This is a genomic window from Qipengyuania sp., from assembly GCF_042095715.1.
Lineage (GTDB): Bacteria > Pseudomonadota > Alphaproteobacteria > Sphingomonadales > Sphingomonadaceae > Qipengyuania.
In genome coordinates, this window is record NZ_JBELMO010000065.1 from 2,718 (window position 1) to 18,162 (window position 15,445).

At 64.9% G+C, this 15,445-nt stretch carries 20 protein-coding genes; 4 read left to right on the forward strand and 16 right to left on the reverse strand.

From position 1 onward, the window contains the following. The coding region (locus ACFDTG_RS13270; RefSeq protein WP_375291508.1) for a hypothetical protein at positions 1-453 on the forward strand (453 nt) is incomplete at its 5' end. Positions 454-605: 152 nt separating this feature from the next. Here the strand turns inward: ACFDTG_RS13270 and ACFDTG_RS13275 are convergent. Continuing rightward, a complete protein-coding gene (locus ACFDTG_RS13275; RefSeq protein ID WP_375291509.1) occupies positions 606-1,328 on the reverse strand; it encodes an SOS response-associated peptidase in 723 nt (240 codons plus the stop codon). A 64-nt stretch (positions 1,329-1,392) separates the two neighbouring features. Here ACFDTG_RS13275 and ACFDTG_RS13280 point away from each other — a divergent pair, with 64 nt between their 5' ends. Both ACFDTG_RS13280 and ACFDTG_RS13285 read left to right on the forward strand, forming a co-directional pair. After that, positions 1,393-1,614, forward strand: coding sequence for a hypothetical protein (locus ACFDTG_RS13280; RefSeq protein ID WP_375248328.1), 222 nt, complete (start codon positions 1,393-1,395; stop codon positions 1,612-1,614). Beyond that, entirely contained in the window at positions 1,611-1,901 is a 291-nt protein-coding gene (locus tag ACFDTG_RS13285) for a hypothetical protein (RefSeq protein WP_375248327.1), read from the forward strand. The genes ACFDTG_RS13280 and ACFDTG_RS13285 overlap by 4 nt, the downstream gene beginning before the upstream one ends. A 58-nt stretch (positions 1,902-1,959) precedes the next feature. On the opposite strand, the gene ACFDTG_RS13290 is transcribed toward ACFDTG_RS13285, so the two are convergent. The 14 genes from ACFDTG_RS13290 to ACFDTG_RS13355 form a co-directional block, all read right to left on the reverse strand. Then, positions 1,960-2,556, reverse strand: a complete 597-nt coding sequence (locus tag ACFDTG_RS13290; RefSeq protein WP_375248326.1) for a hypothetical protein — start codon at positions 2,554-2,556, stop codon at positions 1,960-1,962. Positions 2,557-2,641: 85 nt separating this feature from the next. Then, positions 2,642-4,651 carry a hypothetical protein gene (locus tag ACFDTG_RS13295; protein ID WP_375248325.1) on the reverse strand — a complete coding sequence of 670 codons (2,010 nt, stop codon included), beginning with the start codon at positions 4,649-4,651 and terminating at the stop codon, positions 2,642-2,644. 10 nt (positions 4,652-4,661) lie between these two features. Further along, complete coding sequence (locus tag ACFDTG_RS13300) at positions 4,662-5,204, reverse strand: hypothetical protein (protein ID WP_375248324.1); 543 nt, start codon at positions 5,202-5,204, stop codon at positions 4,662-4,664. Positions 5,205-5,320: 116 nt separating this feature from the next. Beyond that, positions 5,321-5,557, reverse strand: a complete 237-nt coding sequence (locus ACFDTG_RS13305; RefSeq protein ID WP_375248323.1) for a hypothetical protein — start codon at positions 5,555-5,557, stop codon at positions 5,321-5,323. Further along, a complete protein-coding gene (locus ACFDTG_RS13310) occupies positions 5,554-5,859 on the reverse strand; it encodes a hypothetical protein (protein WP_375248322.1) in 306 nt (101 codons plus the stop codon). Before ACFDTG_RS13310 ends, ACFDTG_RS13305 begins: the two co-directional genes overlap by 4 nt. Further along, the gene (locus ACFDTG_RS13315) at positions 5,856-6,134 is read right to left on the reverse strand and encodes a hypothetical protein (RefSeq protein WP_375248321.1); all 279 of its coding nucleotides are present in this window, start codon (positions 6,132-6,134) and stop codon (positions 5,856-5,858) included. The genes ACFDTG_RS13310 and ACFDTG_RS13315 overlap by 4 nt, the downstream gene beginning before the upstream one ends. After that, complete coding sequence (locus tag ACFDTG_RS13320) at positions 6,131-6,658, reverse strand: lysozyme (RefSeq protein ID WP_375248320.1); 528 nt, start codon at positions 6,656-6,658, stop codon at positions 6,131-6,133. The genes ACFDTG_RS13315 and ACFDTG_RS13320 overlap by 4 nt, the downstream gene beginning before the upstream one ends. Beyond that, positions 6,655-7,095: a hypothetical protein gene (locus ACFDTG_RS13325; RefSeq protein WP_375248319.1), complete on the reverse strand. Its 441-nt coding sequence runs from the start codon at positions 7,093-7,095 to the stop codon at positions 6,655-6,657. The genes ACFDTG_RS13320 and ACFDTG_RS13325 overlap by 4 nt, the downstream gene beginning before the upstream one ends. Positions 7,096-7,185: 90 nt before the next feature. Further along, a complete protein-coding gene (locus tag ACFDTG_RS13330; protein ID WP_375248318.1) occupies positions 7,186-9,078 on the reverse strand; it encodes a tail fiber domain-containing protein in 1,893 nt (630 codons plus the stop codon). Beyond that, entirely contained in the window at positions 9,075-9,470 is a 396-nt protein-coding gene (locus ACFDTG_RS13335) for a hypothetical protein (RefSeq protein ID WP_375248317.1), read from the reverse strand. The genes ACFDTG_RS13330 and ACFDTG_RS13335 overlap by 4 nt, the downstream gene beginning before the upstream one ends. A 44-nt stretch (positions 9,471-9,514) precedes the next feature. Further along, positions 9,515-13,150: a hypothetical protein gene (locus ACFDTG_RS13340; protein ID WP_375248316.1), complete on the reverse strand. Its 3,636-nt coding sequence runs from the start codon at positions 13,148-13,150 to the stop codon at positions 9,515-9,517. Continuing rightward, positions 13,147-13,527, reverse strand: a complete 381-nt coding sequence (locus ACFDTG_RS13345) for a hypothetical protein (RefSeq protein ID WP_375248315.1) — start codon at positions 13,525-13,527, stop codon at positions 13,147-13,149. Before ACFDTG_RS13345 ends, ACFDTG_RS13340 begins: the two co-directional genes overlap by 4 nt. Next, positions 13,524-14,072 (reverse strand): hypothetical protein, encoded by a 549-nt coding sequence (locus ACFDTG_RS13350; RefSeq protein WP_375248314.1) that lies wholly within the window; start codon positions 14,070-14,072, stop codon positions 13,524-13,526. The genes ACFDTG_RS13345 and ACFDTG_RS13350 overlap by 4 nt, the downstream gene beginning before the upstream one ends. Then, on the reverse strand, positions 14,069-14,728 hold the full coding sequence (locus tag ACFDTG_RS13355; RefSeq protein ID WP_375248313.1) for a hypothetical protein: 660 nt from the start codon (positions 14,726-14,728) through the stop codon (positions 14,069-14,071). The genes ACFDTG_RS13350 and ACFDTG_RS13355 overlap by 4 nt, the downstream gene beginning before the upstream one ends. A gap of 111 nt (positions 14,729-14,839) precedes the next feature. On the opposite strand from ACFDTG_RS13355, the gene ACFDTG_RS13360 reads away from it, so the two are divergent. Continuing rightward, a complete protein-coding gene (locus tag ACFDTG_RS13360) occupies positions 14,840-15,196 on the forward strand; it encodes a hypothetical protein (RefSeq protein WP_375291510.1) in 357 nt (118 codons plus the stop codon). Here ACFDTG_RS13360 and ACFDTG_RS13365 read toward each other — a convergent pair. Continuing rightward, positions 15,193-15,445: hypothetical protein (locus tag ACFDTG_RS13365; RefSeq protein ID WP_375291511.1), on the reverse strand; the 253-nt coding region annotated here is incomplete at its 5' end. The two genes, ACFDTG_RS13360 and ACFDTG_RS13365, sit on opposite strands and share 4 nt — an antisense overlap.

The following is a 15,445-nucleotide window of genomic DNA, read 5'->3' on the forward strand; positions in this document are numbered from 1 at the left end:
GTCAGCAGCGGCCGTTCGCGAGATGAGATCGAGCGGACGCTTGAGCGATACGGCGCGGACCAGTTCCTATACGGCTGGCAGGAAGACGCCGCGGTCGTCGGCTTTCGGATAGGCGGGCGTCATATCCGTTTAATCCTCCCGTTGCCGGCGAAGACCGAGCGCCGCTTCACGCACCATAGCCGCGGTGCCCGCGCGCCTGACGCGGCCCAGAAGGAATGGGAGCAGGCGGTGCGCCAGAAATGGCGGGCGCTGGCGCTGGTCATCAAGGCCAAGCTGGAGGCGGTTGAGAGCGGCATCGCAGTGTTCGAGGACGAGTTCATGGCGTACATCGTGCTCCCCGGCGGCGAGGAAACGGTCGGCGACTTCATGCGCCCGCAGATCGCCGAGGCTTACCGGATAGGTGCGGCACCGAACATGCTCCCGATGCTGCCAGCGCCGAACCGCCCCGCATGACCCCTTCTCCTACTTCTCCACCCCATCGCCACCTTCCATCGAGAGAAGAGCAATGACTCACACCGGCTCGGTTACACCATGCCCGAAGCGGCTGGAACGGCAGGAGGATTACGTTTGACCTATGCCAGTGCGAAGATATCGCAGGCTTCGGCCTAGCTCGTAAAATCGAGCCGCATCAACTGCGAGGGAAACGGCACCGCCAGCGCCAGCGCGTCCGGCTCGTCCGCAGTCAGCCAGCGTTCCTCGTCGCCCTGGTGCAGTAACACCGGCATTGCCTTCGGATGGATCGGCGCGACGAGCGGGTTGGGTTCGGTCGTGAGGAAGGCGAATACCGGCCCGGTATCGGTCGGTCGCCACACGCCCGCGAAGCTGGTGATCGGCTGGCTGGGCACGTCGAACCAGTGGAGCGGCAGCTTGCCATCCTCGCCGCGCGTCTGCGCGTATTCGCTGAACGCGGTGAACGGCACCAGGCACCGGCGGGACGGCTGCCGGAGCGCCGAGCGCCAGAACGGCGACGTATAGTTGCGGACATTGGTGATCCGCTTCTCCAGCAACACTGGGCGGCCGGTCGCCTTGTCGATGCGCTTGCCCGGCACCTGATGCGGGAAGCCCCAGCGCATCGTGTCGAGGACCCTCGCGCCGCTATCATCATGGCGGACGACGAATGCCGAGCGATCCGGGAACAACTCCGGCGGGGGCGCCTCCTGATCTGGCGCGAAGGGCATCGCGACGCCATAGCGCTGCGCCAGTTCCGCCTGCGCGGCGGTCATGCGGAAACGGTTGCACATACCCAGATTGAGCCACAGGCGAACGGCGAGGGCAATGCCGATCGGTGATCCTACTGTGCCACCTGCGCGCGCACCGGCACCGATCATATTACGGAACATTAACGGAACAAAAGGACTCGCAACTGGGCGTTAATTCCGTCAGATCAGGGGCATGGACGCCCGTCAGACCATCGCCCGAGTCGCGCAAGAGAAGGGGGAGAGCCTTTCCGCCCTGTCGCGCAAGATCGGCCGCAACGTGGCTTATCTCCAGCAGTTCATCGAACGCGGAACGCCGCGACGCCTGCCGGAGGAGGATCGCCGCAACCTCGCGATCGCGCTCAACATCGATGAGCGTCAGCTGGGCGCGCGCGATCCGTGGAGCCCGCCGGCATGAGGCAGGTCAATCGTGACGAGCTGATTTACATGATCGCAAGCGCGATACGCCGGTGGCCGTCGTCGCTGCTGCGCGACCTCAAGGATCAGCGTCAGGAGGTGAAGGATCGCGCCCGGGTGACCGCCGCGGCCTCGATCGTCGACCGATCGCTCAACCGCTTCGAGGTGCTGTGCGAAACGCCGTTGCCGCCTGACATGGGCGAGGCGACATTCACGAGGCCGGTTCAGCGGATGATGGGGGACCAGGTCGGGAGTGACATCACGTATGAGACGAGGGACAGCGTATAATGGAGCAGCGGCACCAGTGGGTTGGGTCGCCGTACAAGCCTAAGGACGACGAGGCTGCCTAAGCGCCCATTTTGTCCAAGTAGGCCCTCGCCTCCTCTCGTGCCTCATCGTAGTGCCCCGCATCCAGCATAGGGAGGATGCGCTCAAGCAGGCGCCTTTGCAGTTCTAGAGCTGTTACGGGTGGCATGCTGTCGTCTAGTTGCACCGCAGGCGTACCAAACCGCTTCTGAGCGGTGAGCAACGCCGCTTTCATCCCCGGAATGGCCCTCTCCGCCGCCTGATCGGTGCCGCGTAAAACCGCGATGCGCGCATCATCCCTCGCCTTGTAGAGCGCCGAGATCGCCTTCTGGGTCTCCCCGGCTTCATCAATGGCCTGCCGCTTCTCATGCGTAATCACGGGAGCAGGAGGGCCTGCCACCTGGGCAGCCGCAGGAGCTGAAACTCGTTCTGCTAACTTCCCGCGAAGCCGGGCAGATTCGGCCTGCTCACTCGTGATGTCCTGGAGAAGGCGAGCCAGCCGCGCGGCGTACATTTGGTTAACAAACCACCAGATGAACGCACCAACCGCGATTATGAGCGTGAGGAACGGGACGGGCGCATTCCACGCCGTCACGAACTGTTCGTGGATAGATGCAGCGATTGGCCCCCATGACATGCCCGTTTGATACGGCGTCGCCGGCGTAGTTTGCAAACCACATGATAATGCCGGCACCAACCGTTGGTTCGGCCGCCGCCGCTGATCATCCCAGCATCGACACGAGCACCACCTCTTCCAGCACCTGCCCGGTCGACGTGCTTGCATAAGCGTCGACGCGCTGGACCGGGTCGGCGTCTGCGGTGCCGCCGCTGAGGGTGAACAGCACCTTCGTGCCCTCGATGCGCTGGGCCGCCACCGTCATGTCGCCGCGCACCGACACCGTCGGCGCGTCGACCAGCTGTTCACCGGCGGCGAGCGCGGGCGAGAAGTCGATCGAGGCGTGGCGGACCTCGTGCGGGTATTTGCCGGGGAATGTCAGCATCTGCGTTCGTCCGTTGCTGGAAAGGTGAAAGTCGCGGCGTTCGGCGGTGACGTTAAATGGGCGGGCCTCGGTGACGCCCGCCCAGCCCGGGCCGGGGATGCGATCCGCATCATCGCCGACGATTGTCGCAGTCGCGGTGACCGTGATCGCTCGAACCGCCGCCACCGCGCTTGCGGCGATCGCTACCCGGACTTCGGCATAGGCCGAGGGAATCGGCGCCAAGGCCGCGCCAGCCGCGCCGATCGGGACGGCAATATCACCGCCGGCGGAGGCGCGCGCCATTGCCGCGCCGCTCGCGGCGCCGGTCGCCATCGCGACGGCGTCCGCGTAGGGTAGGGGCACCCTCACGGTCGCGCTGGCGCCGGTGGGGATCGACACCACCGATGCATCCCCGCTGCCGGTGACCATGGGTGCTGTCGCCGCCCCGCCGACGGCCACAACCGCGCCGCCGGTGCTGGTCGCCGATGGCCCCGGCACCGCGCTGCTCCCCGTTGCCTGGGTGGCCGTGCCCGCCGTGCCAATCCCCAAAGTGATCGGGGCACCGGCATTGGCGTCCGCCCGCGCGGGTGCCGTGCTCGATCCGTTGGCGCTGGGGTTGGGCACCTGCACCGCCGCCGACGCATTCGCGGGCGTCTGCATCGCGCCGGCAGATCCGTTGGCCTGCACGATCGGCGCTGTCGCGCTGCCCGATGCCGCGCCACCGGCCTTGCTGGTGCCGGCGCCGGCCGCTTTCGCCGTGGTGGTGATCGCCGTCGCGCCAGAGGCAGCTTTCGCGGCAGAGGAGGCGGTGGGCAATGCCACTCTGCCGGCGTTCGCCGAGCCGGCCGCGCTGACCTTCGTCACCGCCGCGCCCGTCCCGCGCACCAAAGGGGTGGTGACGGCCGCGACGGCAGCAAGCGCCATGATCGCGGCGGTGGTGACCATGACCGACGGCGCCACCACGCTGGCATTCGCGGTCAATTCGGCCGGCGCCGATCCGTCGTCTACCATCGGCAGGCCTTGGCCGCCGTTCGCGGTGGGCCGATAGGGATTGTCGGATGGCGGGCTGCGCTTCGTCTTGTATTGGGCGACCCATGCTTCGAGGAGTTGCCGCTCGTCCTGTGTCGGCGGGCGCTTGCCGATCACGACGTAGAAGGTATGGCCGATGACGCCGTAGAAATCTTCCTGCGCGCCCGCGATGCCGAAGCGATCCAGCGTGGTGGCCAGCGTGACGGGATAGGTCCCTGCGGCGACGCCATCGACGAACAGCGACGACGCCGAGGAGGCGTGCTGCACCTCGATATAATGTGCGGTGCTGTTGTCGGTTGCGACCTGGCTGGTGACGCGCGCATTGTCATAATAGAAGCGCACGCCCGGATCATAGGGGCTGTCGAGGCAGTAGATATTCGCGGTGCCGTCGCCGCGATAGCCGCCGATCAAGCCGTCCTGCGGCACGACGGCGAATCCCAGATAGCGATCCGCGTTGCCGCTGGGAAAGCCGGTCAGGTCATCGACGATGATGCCGTTCTTGTCGAACCCCGAGGAATAGGCGCTCTGCACCCCGTTGAAGCTGCCGACGGTGCGGCGCCCGCCGGCATTGGCGGTCGTCGCTGCGCGGCCCTGCCAATTGTCGAGGATCTGCGCGATGCCGCCATTGCCATCGAGCGTGATCCGCTCGTTGCGCGCGAAATCGTACTCGAGGAATTTGAAGTCCGCCGGCAGGTCGGACGGGTTCCACTCGCGCAAGGCCATCGCCGACGCTCTAGGCGTTCAGGGTGTAGGCGTTGATGGTGACGACCTGGCTGATGGCCACGTTGCTGTTGTCGATCGTCATCTCGACCGGGCCGACATACGCCCAGGTGACGGTGCCGTCGGTAATGCCGGTGCCGGTGCCGGTCGGGCCGCCCGACGATGCCGACGTCCCCGCCGCCGTCGCGCGATAGACGTTCCCGCCATTGTGCACCTGCTGGGCGACGACATAGGCCTTCGATGCCGCCCATGGTTCGGAAACCGGCCCCTGCGCGTGGCAGGTGGCGCCGTCGTTGGAGAGGATGCGGTAATGGCCGATATAGCCGCCGGCGACACCGGTCGCGCTCCAGGTGCCGGCCTTCGCGACGGACGCCGCGGACGGCGTGCCGAACGGGCTCGACGGCAATGTGCCGGTGGCCAGCTGCGTGCCGGAAGCGGCATTGGCGGGGTCGGCGGGCGCCAGGCCGCTGCGCATCTCGATCTTCGGGGAGGCGCCGATCGCGGCGATGATGCCGGACAGGACGCCGTTGCGGGCCGCGATGGAATATTGGGTCATGAGGTGCTGCTCCGTTCAGGATATGACGATAGAGAAGATCACCGCCCAGGCGAGGGCGGAGAGAAGGAGGGCGTAGGCGCAGCCGCGCGGCCCGGAGCGGGGGTCAACAGGGTCGCTCACGCCCGTCCCGCCGGATAGGTGAAGTGATCCACCTCACCGTTGATCCACGCCAGATACGCATAGGCGTTCATCATGTCCGCGAACGTCGGGGATAGCCGCTTCTGCTTCGCCCGCGCCGCGCCGTCGCCCATGTCGACCCGCACCGACCATTTGTCGCCGTGCAGATCGTCCTGAGCGACATAGGCCTCACCCCCCTCGGGAACCTTGGGGGGCTTGCTGCCGAACAGGCTCATTTCGACAGCAGTTTTTCGGCTTCGGCCAGCACCAGCTTCTGTGCCTGGTTGAAAGCCGCCTGCGCCAGCGCCGTTGCAAGGCTGGTGCTGATCGTCGTGCCCTTGGCCGCGATCCACAGATCCTTGGCGTGGTCGGCGAGCGTGAACAGGCTGGCGCGCTCGCTCGCGAGGCTTGCGCTGAACTGCGCCAGCTCGTCCCCGAACTCAGGCAGGTACTTGGCGACGAACGCCTGTGCCGCGTCGAGGTTCTTGGCCGTGAACAGCTTCTTGAAGAAGCGGCCGATGGTGGTGAAAATGCTCATGCGTTTGATCCCTTGATGACGGACACGCTGTCAGGCGCGGCGCTGGCGACGGTGACGAGCACCTTCTTTTGCTGGTCCGAGCGGTAGGAGGCGTAGGCGGCGGGTCCGACGATCACCGCCGCGTTGACGAGGACTTCCAGCAGGTCGCCGCTGATCCAGCCCTTGGCGACGAGATAGCCGCCGATCGCGGTCAGCGCGTAGCGGATGGCGACACCCAGTTGCGCGGCAGTCTGGTCGGGGTTGACGACAATCGGCGTGGTATCGGGGTCGGTCATGCTTTTGCTCCCTGGAGGCAAAGGTCGCGCTCGGCAGTTCGGCGTCGGGTCAGTCCGGCGACAGGGCGGCCACCGGCGCGGTTCCACATCAGGAAGGCGTCGCACGCACCTTTCCGGTCGCCGGCATCGAAGCGGCGATCGACGGTGGATTTGCAGTAGGCGGGGACGCCGATGTTATAGGCGAGGCTGGTTGCCGCTGCCCATTCCCGATCGCACCCCTTGAGCGAGGGCGTGCATTTGGCAACCCCCTGCGCGAACCCCGCCAATCGCTTGTCGAGCTTGAGATTGCACCCCTCTGGCGTCTCCTTCGGGCTGGCGGCCGTCACGCCCAGCGTCTCGCCATGGCATTGGGTCCAAACACCCACAATGTCGCGATAGGGGGTGAGATACTGCTTGCTCCCGCTCTCCCAATTGATCACGAACGGGGTGAGGATCGCGGCAGCGGCGGTGCCGATGACGGCGGCGAGCGCGCCAACGGGCTTGTTGCGCTGCGGGGTGGGCGCAGCTGATCGTTTATCGGTCATTCTGCTGGTCCTGTCTGTTGGATCGCCGCCGCGTGGATCGTGGCTTTCTCGATCGCCTCGGACTGCATCTGGCGTTCGCGCATCTCCTTGACGGCTGCGATCGCCTGAGCGGCCTTCTCGGGACTGGTTTCGAACATCAGGAACAGGGCATTGAAGCACTGGTCCATGTTGTTGAGCCGGTGCCGGTCCAAAGCGCGTTCCGCTTCATGGCGGGTACGCTCGCGCTCCAGCCGGGCCTCCAGCGCCTCTACTCTGGCGCGCATGGCTTCCATTTCTTCGGCTCGCTCGTTGAGAAGGTTCGCTTCGCGTTCGTTCTTGAGCCGGACCATCAGCGGTTTCAGGCGGAAGTATCCGGCGATGAGCATCGCGAAGACGCCCCAGCCCCAGGGCGCGCGCTCGAAGCTGCTGGTCAGCGCCTTGACGAGGGCGTCAAACACGCGGGCCTCGCCCATAGGCGCGCGCCAGTGAGATGGCGTAGCAGCCGATTCCCGCCGCCAGGACGCAGAGCCCCTGCCAGATCAGGACAATCACGCTTTGGCCTCCAGCGCGGCGAGGCGTGTCGCCAAGTCTGAAACCAGGCCGCGCAGCTCCACGACCTGTGCATGGCTCTCTTGGAGCGCCTTGATCGTCGGGGCGATGAGCTCAGCGTATCCTATCGAGAGAACATCATCTCCGCCGGTAACGGAATGATCCTGATACCCGCCGAAATCGATACCGGTGCGAGCGATAACGTCGCGCACCTCCTGAGCGATAAGACCGTGGTGAAACCGCTTCCGCTTCTTCTTCCCCGTGGGCTTGCCGTCATCATAATCGACCCGGAAGTCGAGGCGATAGTCGACCGGCCGTAGCGCGTTGATGAAGTCCAGCCCGAGAACCGTGTCACGGATGTCAGCCTTGTCGCGCGCGTCGGAGCGCTGCTGCACCGACACCCACGCATACGGCACCGCGTTCGGGTTGCCGAACTGGATCTGATCGTTATTCGTGACCTGCGCACCCGCGCCTACGCCCGTGCAGTTGTTGTAGGTGGTCAGTTCGCTGAGAGCCGCGGCTCCCAGAGCGGTGTTGCCGATCCCAGACAACATGTTGACCAATGCGTTGCGGCCAAGCGCGCTGTTGTTTGTCCCGCTATTGGCCGAACCAATCGCGAACGCTCCGATCGCCGCGTTACCATCACCGGATTTCAGGTTCTTGAGCACCTCCTGCCCAAGGCCGCTGTTCTCGATGCTGTTCGTTGCAGACATCAATCCGAGCGGGGCGACAATGACGTTCGACGTCCCGGTCTTACTGCCATTCATCGCGGCATGACCGATGGCGATGTTGGATCCCGAGGTTGCTCCCTCGAGCGCCGCCCAGCCAAGCGCGATGTTATTGTTTCCGGCGTTGACGGTCAGGGTGTAGGCGCCGACGCCGATGTTGAAGTTGCCGGAAGCCGATTCTTGGCTGTGCGCACCAATCGCGACATTCCAGCGGGAGGCGGGGTGCTGGCGAAGCGCATAGAGGCCGAGAGCGGCGTTTTCGACACCGCCGCGGCTCATCTGCAACGCGCTATCGCCAACAGCGATCGAGCCGTCACCGTCGGAGCTATAGCTACCAATTTCCGTAGGCGAGACCATCGATCGAGCGCCGGTGGGGTCGCCGATCTCGTTTGATAGGGCGCGTGCGCCGATCGCGATATTATAGCGAGTATGCTCCGCCGCTGCGAGCGCGTCGGGGCCCCAGGCAATGTTGTTGTGGCCGCCGACGATCTTCGTCAAAGCTCGAAGTCCGGCCGCTTCGTTCCCCGATGGTGAGTAGCCGGACGGCGCAACGGCAAGTGGCGTGAGATCCCGATTTTTCTGTGTGACTGACCCCGATCCAGTGAAGGCGGCGCCGAGGCCTGACACCACACGCTCGGGGAGGATGACCGTGTTCGATCCGTTGTCGATCAGGGCCCCGGGGCAGAATTCGAAAGTGATATTTCGAAAGCTTGACCAGTCGACGTTTGCGCCGATCGTCCAGGCGCCACGGGGGAAGATCAGCCGAGCTGGCGTTGATGGGTCAAGCGCGGCTACCGCGCGGATCGTGGCGGCGATGGCGTCGGTACTGCCATAGGCATAGTCGGCGACCGAGACGACTTCCTGCAGCTTTTCTTCAACCGGTCGCGAGCCCGTTGCGCTTTTGGCGGTGAATCCCAGCAGCGCGGAACCTCCGCCGGCTGCAAGGTCTGTACGAAGCGCGGCATCAGCGCCCGTGCCCGATGCGCGCACGGGACGATTGTAGGCGTCAAGGGCGAGGAACGGGCCGCCGCTCGCCGGTATAACGCCGCCACCGACTCCGGGAGCGAAGCGAACCGTGTTTGCCAGTTGGGCCTCGGCGACCTCCACGCCGACGACCCGGGCGATCCGCACGTCGTCAACGACATCGAGGATGTGAAGCGTCATTGCGTGGCTCCGGCGCGGATGGTGAAGCTGCCCGCGATCCAGCGTCGCTTGCCAACGGAGGAAAGGGTGACGTGAAGATCCCAGGCGAGAACGATGTCACCGCCAGCCGGCGAACTCTTGGCGATCGCCCGGAGCGTTGCCTCGGCGATCATCATGCGGATCGTCGATGTCGCCACCATCGTCGCGGGGTCAGTCGCGATCTCGATCGCCAGCCCTTGGGTGCCGGCCGGCGCGTTCTGCAGATCGATGAGGGGGGGGCCGGGGGCGTCACGATACACCCGTACCTGAGCGCGACACGTGGCGCCGGTGAGGTCAATGCCGGGCGGGAACTGGAACCCGTCGCTGAACGGCGTCCAGCGGTCCGCGATAAGATCGACAGTCCACGGGGTCATGCGCCGTCATTAGGGCCGCCGCCCCCTCAGGATTACGGCGGATACTATTGCAGATTCGCCTTCGCGTTGTGGCTCAAGACGCCGTTCGAGACGTAGGTATGGGCATCGGTGATCGTGATTTGCGCGACCGGCGCGACGCCATCGAAGGTCCCGAGCGTGTCGAAGCGCATCCATCCGCCGCCAAGCCAGACGCGGTGGCCCGCGGTCGCCCGCATCCGTGTGATGCCAATGTCCGCTTTCAGCACCGGTTCGGCCTTGATCGAAATCGCCGCGACCGGGTAGGCGCCCCATTCCATCGTTACTTCGTGCTGCGTCCAGACCCGATCGCCCACATTGAGATCGCCAGCCATCTTCTGCGTGCCCGGTCCCGTACCATCGGTATTCGCGAGCAGGATCAGCGTGTCCGTTGTCGGGCAATAACCGCCGCCGCTACCGCCCGTGCCCGTTCCGCCTCCGCTACTTCCTCCGCCGGCGGTGATGACGAAACTGTCCTCATTCGAAAAGTTCAGGAGCCGGGGATTATCAGTCCACGTGTCGAACGCGGCGACCCGCACGTAATAGGTGCCCGCCGATAGGCCGTAGATATAGTGGGGGCTTGCCCCGTTATTCGTCGCGAGGAATCCCTCGGTTAGGGGATCGAACCCAGATTTTGACGAATAGGCAACGATGTAGCCGGCGAGGTCCGGCACGCCGCTGAGAAGATCGAAGCTGACGGCGGCGGTCGTCGCGTCATCCGGCGTGGCGACACCAGTCACCGTCGGTGGGGGCGGGTTTGTCAACAGCGCGCTGGTCGCGACCGTTCCGGCGCCCGCTGCATTTACGCCCGCCACATCGATCGTATAGGCCCGGCGGATACCATCGGCCGCCGCCTGGGCTTGAGTATAGGAAACCTGCCGTGTGGTGGTGACAATTGTCCGCACGAGTACCGCCGGTATCGTCAGTCGCAGGTCGCTGCCGTCTGCACGAAATTGCATCTGATCCACTTTTGCGCCGTTCGTCACCCCGGCACCGCCGGGGTAGAACTTGCGCGCGGTGGTGGTTTCCACGGTGCGGAAAGACGCAAAGGTGCCCTCGTTCGTGAGGATGTAATAGGTGACGGTCGTTCCCTTGTAACCAATCGCGAAGACCTGGTTATTGCGGTTGGGAATACCGTTGATTGAGGTGAATTCGGCCTGGACTGACCCGCCTTCCCAGATCCTCCACTGGGTGTCGTTCTTCTGGATGGAGAAATCGAGGAACGTGTAATCGCTCGGGCCTCCGACATATTCCCGTCCATCGGATAGCCCCACGAAGATGCCGCCGGTGACCATACGGAAGATAAACAGGCATTCGCCGACGATCCCGCTGGATCCGTAGAAGTTCCCGGTCCAGCCATCACTCGAGGCGACCCGCGTCGCGTTTCCAGCGTCAAACGTGTAGCTGGCCGCCGGCCCCGCTTGGTAGAGCGCTGGCTGGTATGTGTATTGAGCGAACACGCGCCAGCGATAGGAACTGGCCCGCGCGACGCGATCCGTCGCGAGAGTGAGCGTGTCGGACCAGCTAATCACGGCCACGTTCGCTGCCGCGTCCGGCGGGGTCGCGTCGGTGCGGGTCACCACGGACTGCGCCACACTGTATGGCGATACCCGACCGTCACCTGTTTGGTACGCGACCTGAACTTCCACGGTCGCGCCGGTTGGCACAAAACCCGTCTGGATCGTTACCGAGGCTGAGCTGTCGATATCGCTATACCGCGCCTCGTTCCAAGTGACAGCGCCGAGCACCCGCCACCGGGCAAACCACGTGACGTCATCCCGATCTAACCCGGATGCCACGATGACAACCCGCACGCCGGTTCCATCATCTGAGACCGCGGTGAAATCCGGGGTGGCGCTAACGATCACCGGCGGTGACAGCGGAGACGCAGCAACGCTGTTACCGACCGGCGCGGGGGTGCCCTCCTCGGTCGCCGGGTTCCAGGCGTCGACATTCGGGTCGGCTTCGACCCATTCGATCGTAACACCGCCGGTCGTCAGGTTGCGGGTCAGCTTGATCACCTCGACCGCGCCGGCGAAGAACGTCGTTCCCGCATCGGTCAGGTCGATATGAATGTAACGATGCCCGCGAATGCGCCGGCCGGCAGCGTTCGTCGTCAATTGCCCTCGACGCCGCGCCATCGCCCGAGCCATCTTCCGCTTTGCGAGGCGTCGGTTCTGCGAGAAGCTGGGCGACTGGATTTCAAGCGTATCGCTAAGCGTCTTGCCACGCCGCGCGATGTCGTCGGCATCCTCCCATGCGTCGGTGTCGACCGCGTTGAAGTCGTGGTTCGCGGAGATGTACGTGACCGCGATCTGGTTGACCGCATTTTCCTCATCAACGCCGTCCTGCAACGAGTAGGAGATGATCTCGTCCGGCCCAAGTGATTCAGTTGGCGGATAATATCGGCCTGAGTAGACGACGAGCGCGCCATCCGCGCGCGGCGCCATCCAGCCGTCAAAGCACGACAGGAGGTTGGAGATGACGTCTTTGTGCGCGTCGGTGTGCTTGTGCACCACGCAGCCCCGGTAACGAGCCTCTGATGCGCCATTCCCTTCCCATGTCACCGATGAGCCGGCAGGGTGATTGTTGGCGACAGGGGACGAGAGCGCGAGCGTGAAGGAGCCGCCATTGTCGGTGATGCCCGAGACGGTCCGCGTCTCCGACAGGTCGGTATTGCCGGTCGCCGAGATTGCTACCTGAATGCCGGCCGCCAGTCCGTTCGCTGTCGTCACCGTGATAGAGCTAGAGCCCGCGGTCACGTCTGCCGCCAGCACCGCCTGGACCCCGCGCAATGGCATCGGGCTATCGCAGTCGTTTGCCGCGGCGGTCCAATAGTCGAGCGTAGGGGCGAAATGCGTCGCCCAATCCTTATTGTCGCGGACGAGCAGATAATGCGCGAGGTGGAGCAGCGCATTCTCCGACCACTTCCATGTCAACGGATCGCTGACGCTCTGCGCGGGGTCGCGCCAATCGAATACGGGCTGCAGTCGCATCGTGAGGCTCAGCGGTGAGGCGTTAGGGCCCCCGTTGGGGTAGACCATCTGGAACCCTTCGGCCTTCACCGGCTTCGAGATCACGTAACCGGTGACGACGCCGTCGCCGCGATGATCCGTCGTCCAATGATCCGGCACCGCCGCGATGACCTTGGCGAAGGCGATGTTGGTCGCCGGGCCCAGCGTGGTGCCGACCTGCACGATGTCACTGAACTCGCCATATTCGTTGTCCGGCCCTCGCTGGACGAAGCCGTTCGGCAGCACCGTTATCTTCTTGTCGGCGAGATAGTGCTGCTCGATCGCGTCGACGCGGCCGTCGTGGAATGCTCCGACATCAACCGCAGAGCCGTCCGAGGCGGTGACGTAGAGGGAATACGTGGTATGTAGTCGCTGTCGGCCATAGCCGCTTACACGCGGCGGTGTAGGCGATTTGATCGCCGTCTCGGTCTGCTCGGGCTTGGGAGCGCCCGGACTGCCGCCTGCAAGGTATGTAAGGCCCGCAAGCGACAGGCCCACCAGCAGGCTGCTGGAAATGCCGATCGCCCCCGCCACGCCCGAAATGCCCGCGCCGATCGTAAAGCCGCCCGCAACGGCAACACCGACGCCGGCAGTTGTCACGACCAGAGCTGCGACGGCCGCGATCGTCAGTACCGTGGAGATCGCTTTCACGGCCGCCAGGCCTTCTGGATGGTAACCCAGTCCTCGGCCAGGAAATGGACACCGCGTGTCGCGCGCACCGCGATCCGCTCGCCAGTCCAGATGCCGCCGGCGATCAGCGGGCCCATCTCGAAGACAAGGATGTCGCCGCGTTCGAGGAAAAGATCGATGGATGGCAGGGCGTTGCCGATACCCTCATCCCAAAGGCGAAGGAGCCCGCCGGGTCCGTCCTGGGCTTTCATGCAGTCATCAGGCTCGATGGTATCCCGCCAGGCGGCGGCGAAGTCGCGATGGCCCAGCGCGATGCACCAGTCCGCCGGCATGGTGGAGCAGTTCCACGGCGCGGCGTTCGCGCATTCGCGTTGGAGGAATTCGGCTAGCGCCCTCATCCGTTCGGCCCGAACCGGCGCGACGTGCCGCGCGAGATACCGGCGATATGGTCGAAGAACCTGTCGGTCGGCGAGCGCCGCCGCTGATCCGCGTCGGTCCAGAATGCTATTGGAGCGCGTGAGCGATCGGTGTCGGCGGTCCCGATCGACAGCGTGATCGTGCGGGTCCGGCCGTCCTCAGTCTGATCGCTGCTGGTCGTCACGCTATCGGCCCGCAGGACGCATTCGTATTCGACGTTCACCAGCTGCCATTCGTCGTCGAAATCGAAGCGCACGAGGTGGACCTTGGCACCCTTGACGCTTTCGGCATCCTCCAGCGCCAGCCGCTGCGATTCTGCGCTGACGCCCGACACCGTAATCGACAGGCGATCCGCCGTGCCGTTGACGAGCTGCTGAAAGTCGGGCGCTGACAGGAGCTCGCCGCCGCCCAGGTACGTCGCCGGCTCCGCTTCGACGATGTCAGCAGGAATGTGGAGGTTGCCGACGCCGTTCCAGACGCGCGCTGGCGGATCGCAATCAATCCGAATGCCGTAGCTCTCCCTCATGCTGGCTGCCGCATGTCCTCGACGAGGACAAGGGAGCAGGAGGTAAACCGCCCGATGTTCGTCGGCGCGCTCGGGGCAGCCCCCGGCGGCACGTGCATGCGGCAGCGCGGACTATAGAATTCAATCGGAGTGGCCGCGGCGACTGCCTCCCGGATCGGCGGACGGAATTTTGCCGTCACGCCATCCCACGCAATGATCCGGTACGCGCGCCAACCCCACGTTGGATGGTTGATCGCGAACGTCTGACCGGCCTGCACCTGGCTGGGATCAGTCGTGATGATGGCGATGCTGGTTGCACGAAGCGATGCCGCTCCGCTGGTGAACCGATCTGCGGACGTCGGGAGGGCGTCTGGGGCCGTATCATCACGATGATGGGGGCGCTGCCAATTGGTCGGCTGGAAGAAGGTGTCGCAGATCGCGACATCAATCGCGACTGCGCCGCCATCCATTCCCTCGATCAGCGCACGCCAAGCGAGCCCGTCGGCCACAGAGCGCGTGCTGCCATTGGTGAAATCGCCTCGCCAGTAGCCGCCGCCGTCTGACTCGATCGTCGCGCTGATGCCGGACAGCGCCGTGCCGCCATCGGTAACCTGACCGACACGGCGGAAGTCGACGTCGCGAAAGTTGAAGCGGCAAAGGTGGACGAGGTCCGGCACGGGCGAGGGTGTAGGCCGGCGGGGGTGGGGGCATTACGGCGGATGGATTGACGAGCGGAGCGGCGCGGACGTACCCCGGCCGGGCGCCTCGTCGTTCAAGGGAGTTGCTCAATGCTAAGTTTGTTTATGGCGATAGCCGCCGCAGATGAGCCCCAATGGCGGCCTTCCGATCAGGTCATCCAGTCCTCGTTCGAGCCCGATGCTATGGTGGCCTGCATTCAGGGGCGGATGCGGAAATACGGAAAGCTGAAGCTCGATCGTAAGGGCCCGGAAGCGAGTGAGCTCGTCTTTACACTTGCCCCTTTGGGGTTGCCCACGCTTGCGAAAGGACGAATTTTGTTCTCCGTTGCCGCATCGGAAGGAGGTAGCCGAACTACGCTAAGCTATACGCATCCAATGGACGCGAAGAGCGTCACGAAGCAGGCCGCGTGGCTGTCCAAGAGCTGCACCTCCGCGGCAGTCATCTAACTGCCCAGGGTCTGCACTCGCGAAACTCGCTGGGGTGACGCTTCCACTGCCGACCGCCCCGCCGTCGCCGCCGCACGGTTCGCGTGCGCATTCGCCGCCTGCAGGATCTGCTCTGCAAAGCCGGCCGGCGTGACCGAATTGCGACCGTCCACGGAAATATACTGTGTCACCTGCGCGCTTCCGCCGCTGGCCAGGGCGGGGATAGCGCCGGTGGGATAGACGCGCCCCGACGCCGATGGGGCGAAGATC

Coding starts and splice junctions, on each gene's coding strand:
- ACFDTG_RS13275 (WP_375291509.1), bottom strand. CDS start 1,328: ATGATCGGTGCCGGTGCGCGCGCAGGTGGCACAGTAGGATCACCGATC.
- ACFDTG_RS13280 (WP_375248328.1), top strand. CDS start 1,393: ATGGACGCCCGTCAGACCATCGCCCGAGTCGCGCAAGAGAAGGGGGAG.
- ACFDTG_RS13285 (WP_375248327.1), top strand. CDS start 1,611: ATGAGGCAGGTCAATCGTGACGAGCTGATTTACATGATCGCAAGCGCG.
- ACFDTG_RS13290 (WP_375248326.1), bottom strand. CDS start 2,556: ATGTCATGGGGGCCAATCGCTGCATCTATCCACGAACAGTTCGTGACG.
- ACFDTG_RS13295 (WP_375248325.1), bottom strand. CDS start 4,651: ATGGCCTTGCGCGAGTGGAACCCGTCCGACCTGCCGGCGGACTTCAAA.
- ACFDTG_RS13300 (WP_375248324.1), bottom strand. CDS start 5,204: ATGACCCAATATTCCATCGCGGCCCGCAACGGCGTCCTGTCCGGCATC.
- ACFDTG_RS13305 (WP_375248323.1), bottom strand. CDS start 5,557: ATGAGCCTGTTCGGCAGCAAGCCCCCCAAGGTTCCCGAGGGGGGTGAG.
- ACFDTG_RS13310 (WP_375248322.1), bottom strand. CDS start 5,859: ATGAGCATTTTCACCACCATCGGCCGCTTCTTCAAGAAGCTGTTCACG.
- ACFDTG_RS13315 (WP_375248321.1), bottom strand. CDS start 6,134: ATGACCGACCCCGATACCACGCCGATTGTCGTCAACCCCGACCAGACT.
- ACFDTG_RS13320 (WP_375248320.1), bottom strand. CDS start 6,658: ATGACCGATAAACGATCAGCTGCGCCCACCCCGCAGCGCAACAAGCCC.
- ACFDTG_RS13330 (WP_375248318.1), bottom strand. CDS start 9,078: ATGACGCTTCACATCCTCGATGTCGTTGACGACGTGCGGATCGCCCGG.
- ACFDTG_RS13335 (WP_375248317.1), bottom strand. CDS start 9,470: ATGACCCCGTGGACTGTCGATCTTATCGCGGACCGCTGGACGCCGTTC.
- ACFDTG_RS13345 (WP_375248315.1), bottom strand. CDS start 13,527: ATGAGGGCGCTAGCCGAATTCCTCCAACGCGAATGCGCGAACGCCGCG.
- ACFDTG_RS13350 (WP_375248314.1), bottom strand. CDS start 14,072: ATGAGGGAGAGCTACGGCATTCGGATTGATTGCGATCCGCCAGCGCGC.
- ACFDTG_RS13360 (WP_375291510.1), top strand. CDS start 14,840: ATGCTAAGTTTGTTTATGGCGATAGCCGCCGCAGATGAGCCCCAATGG.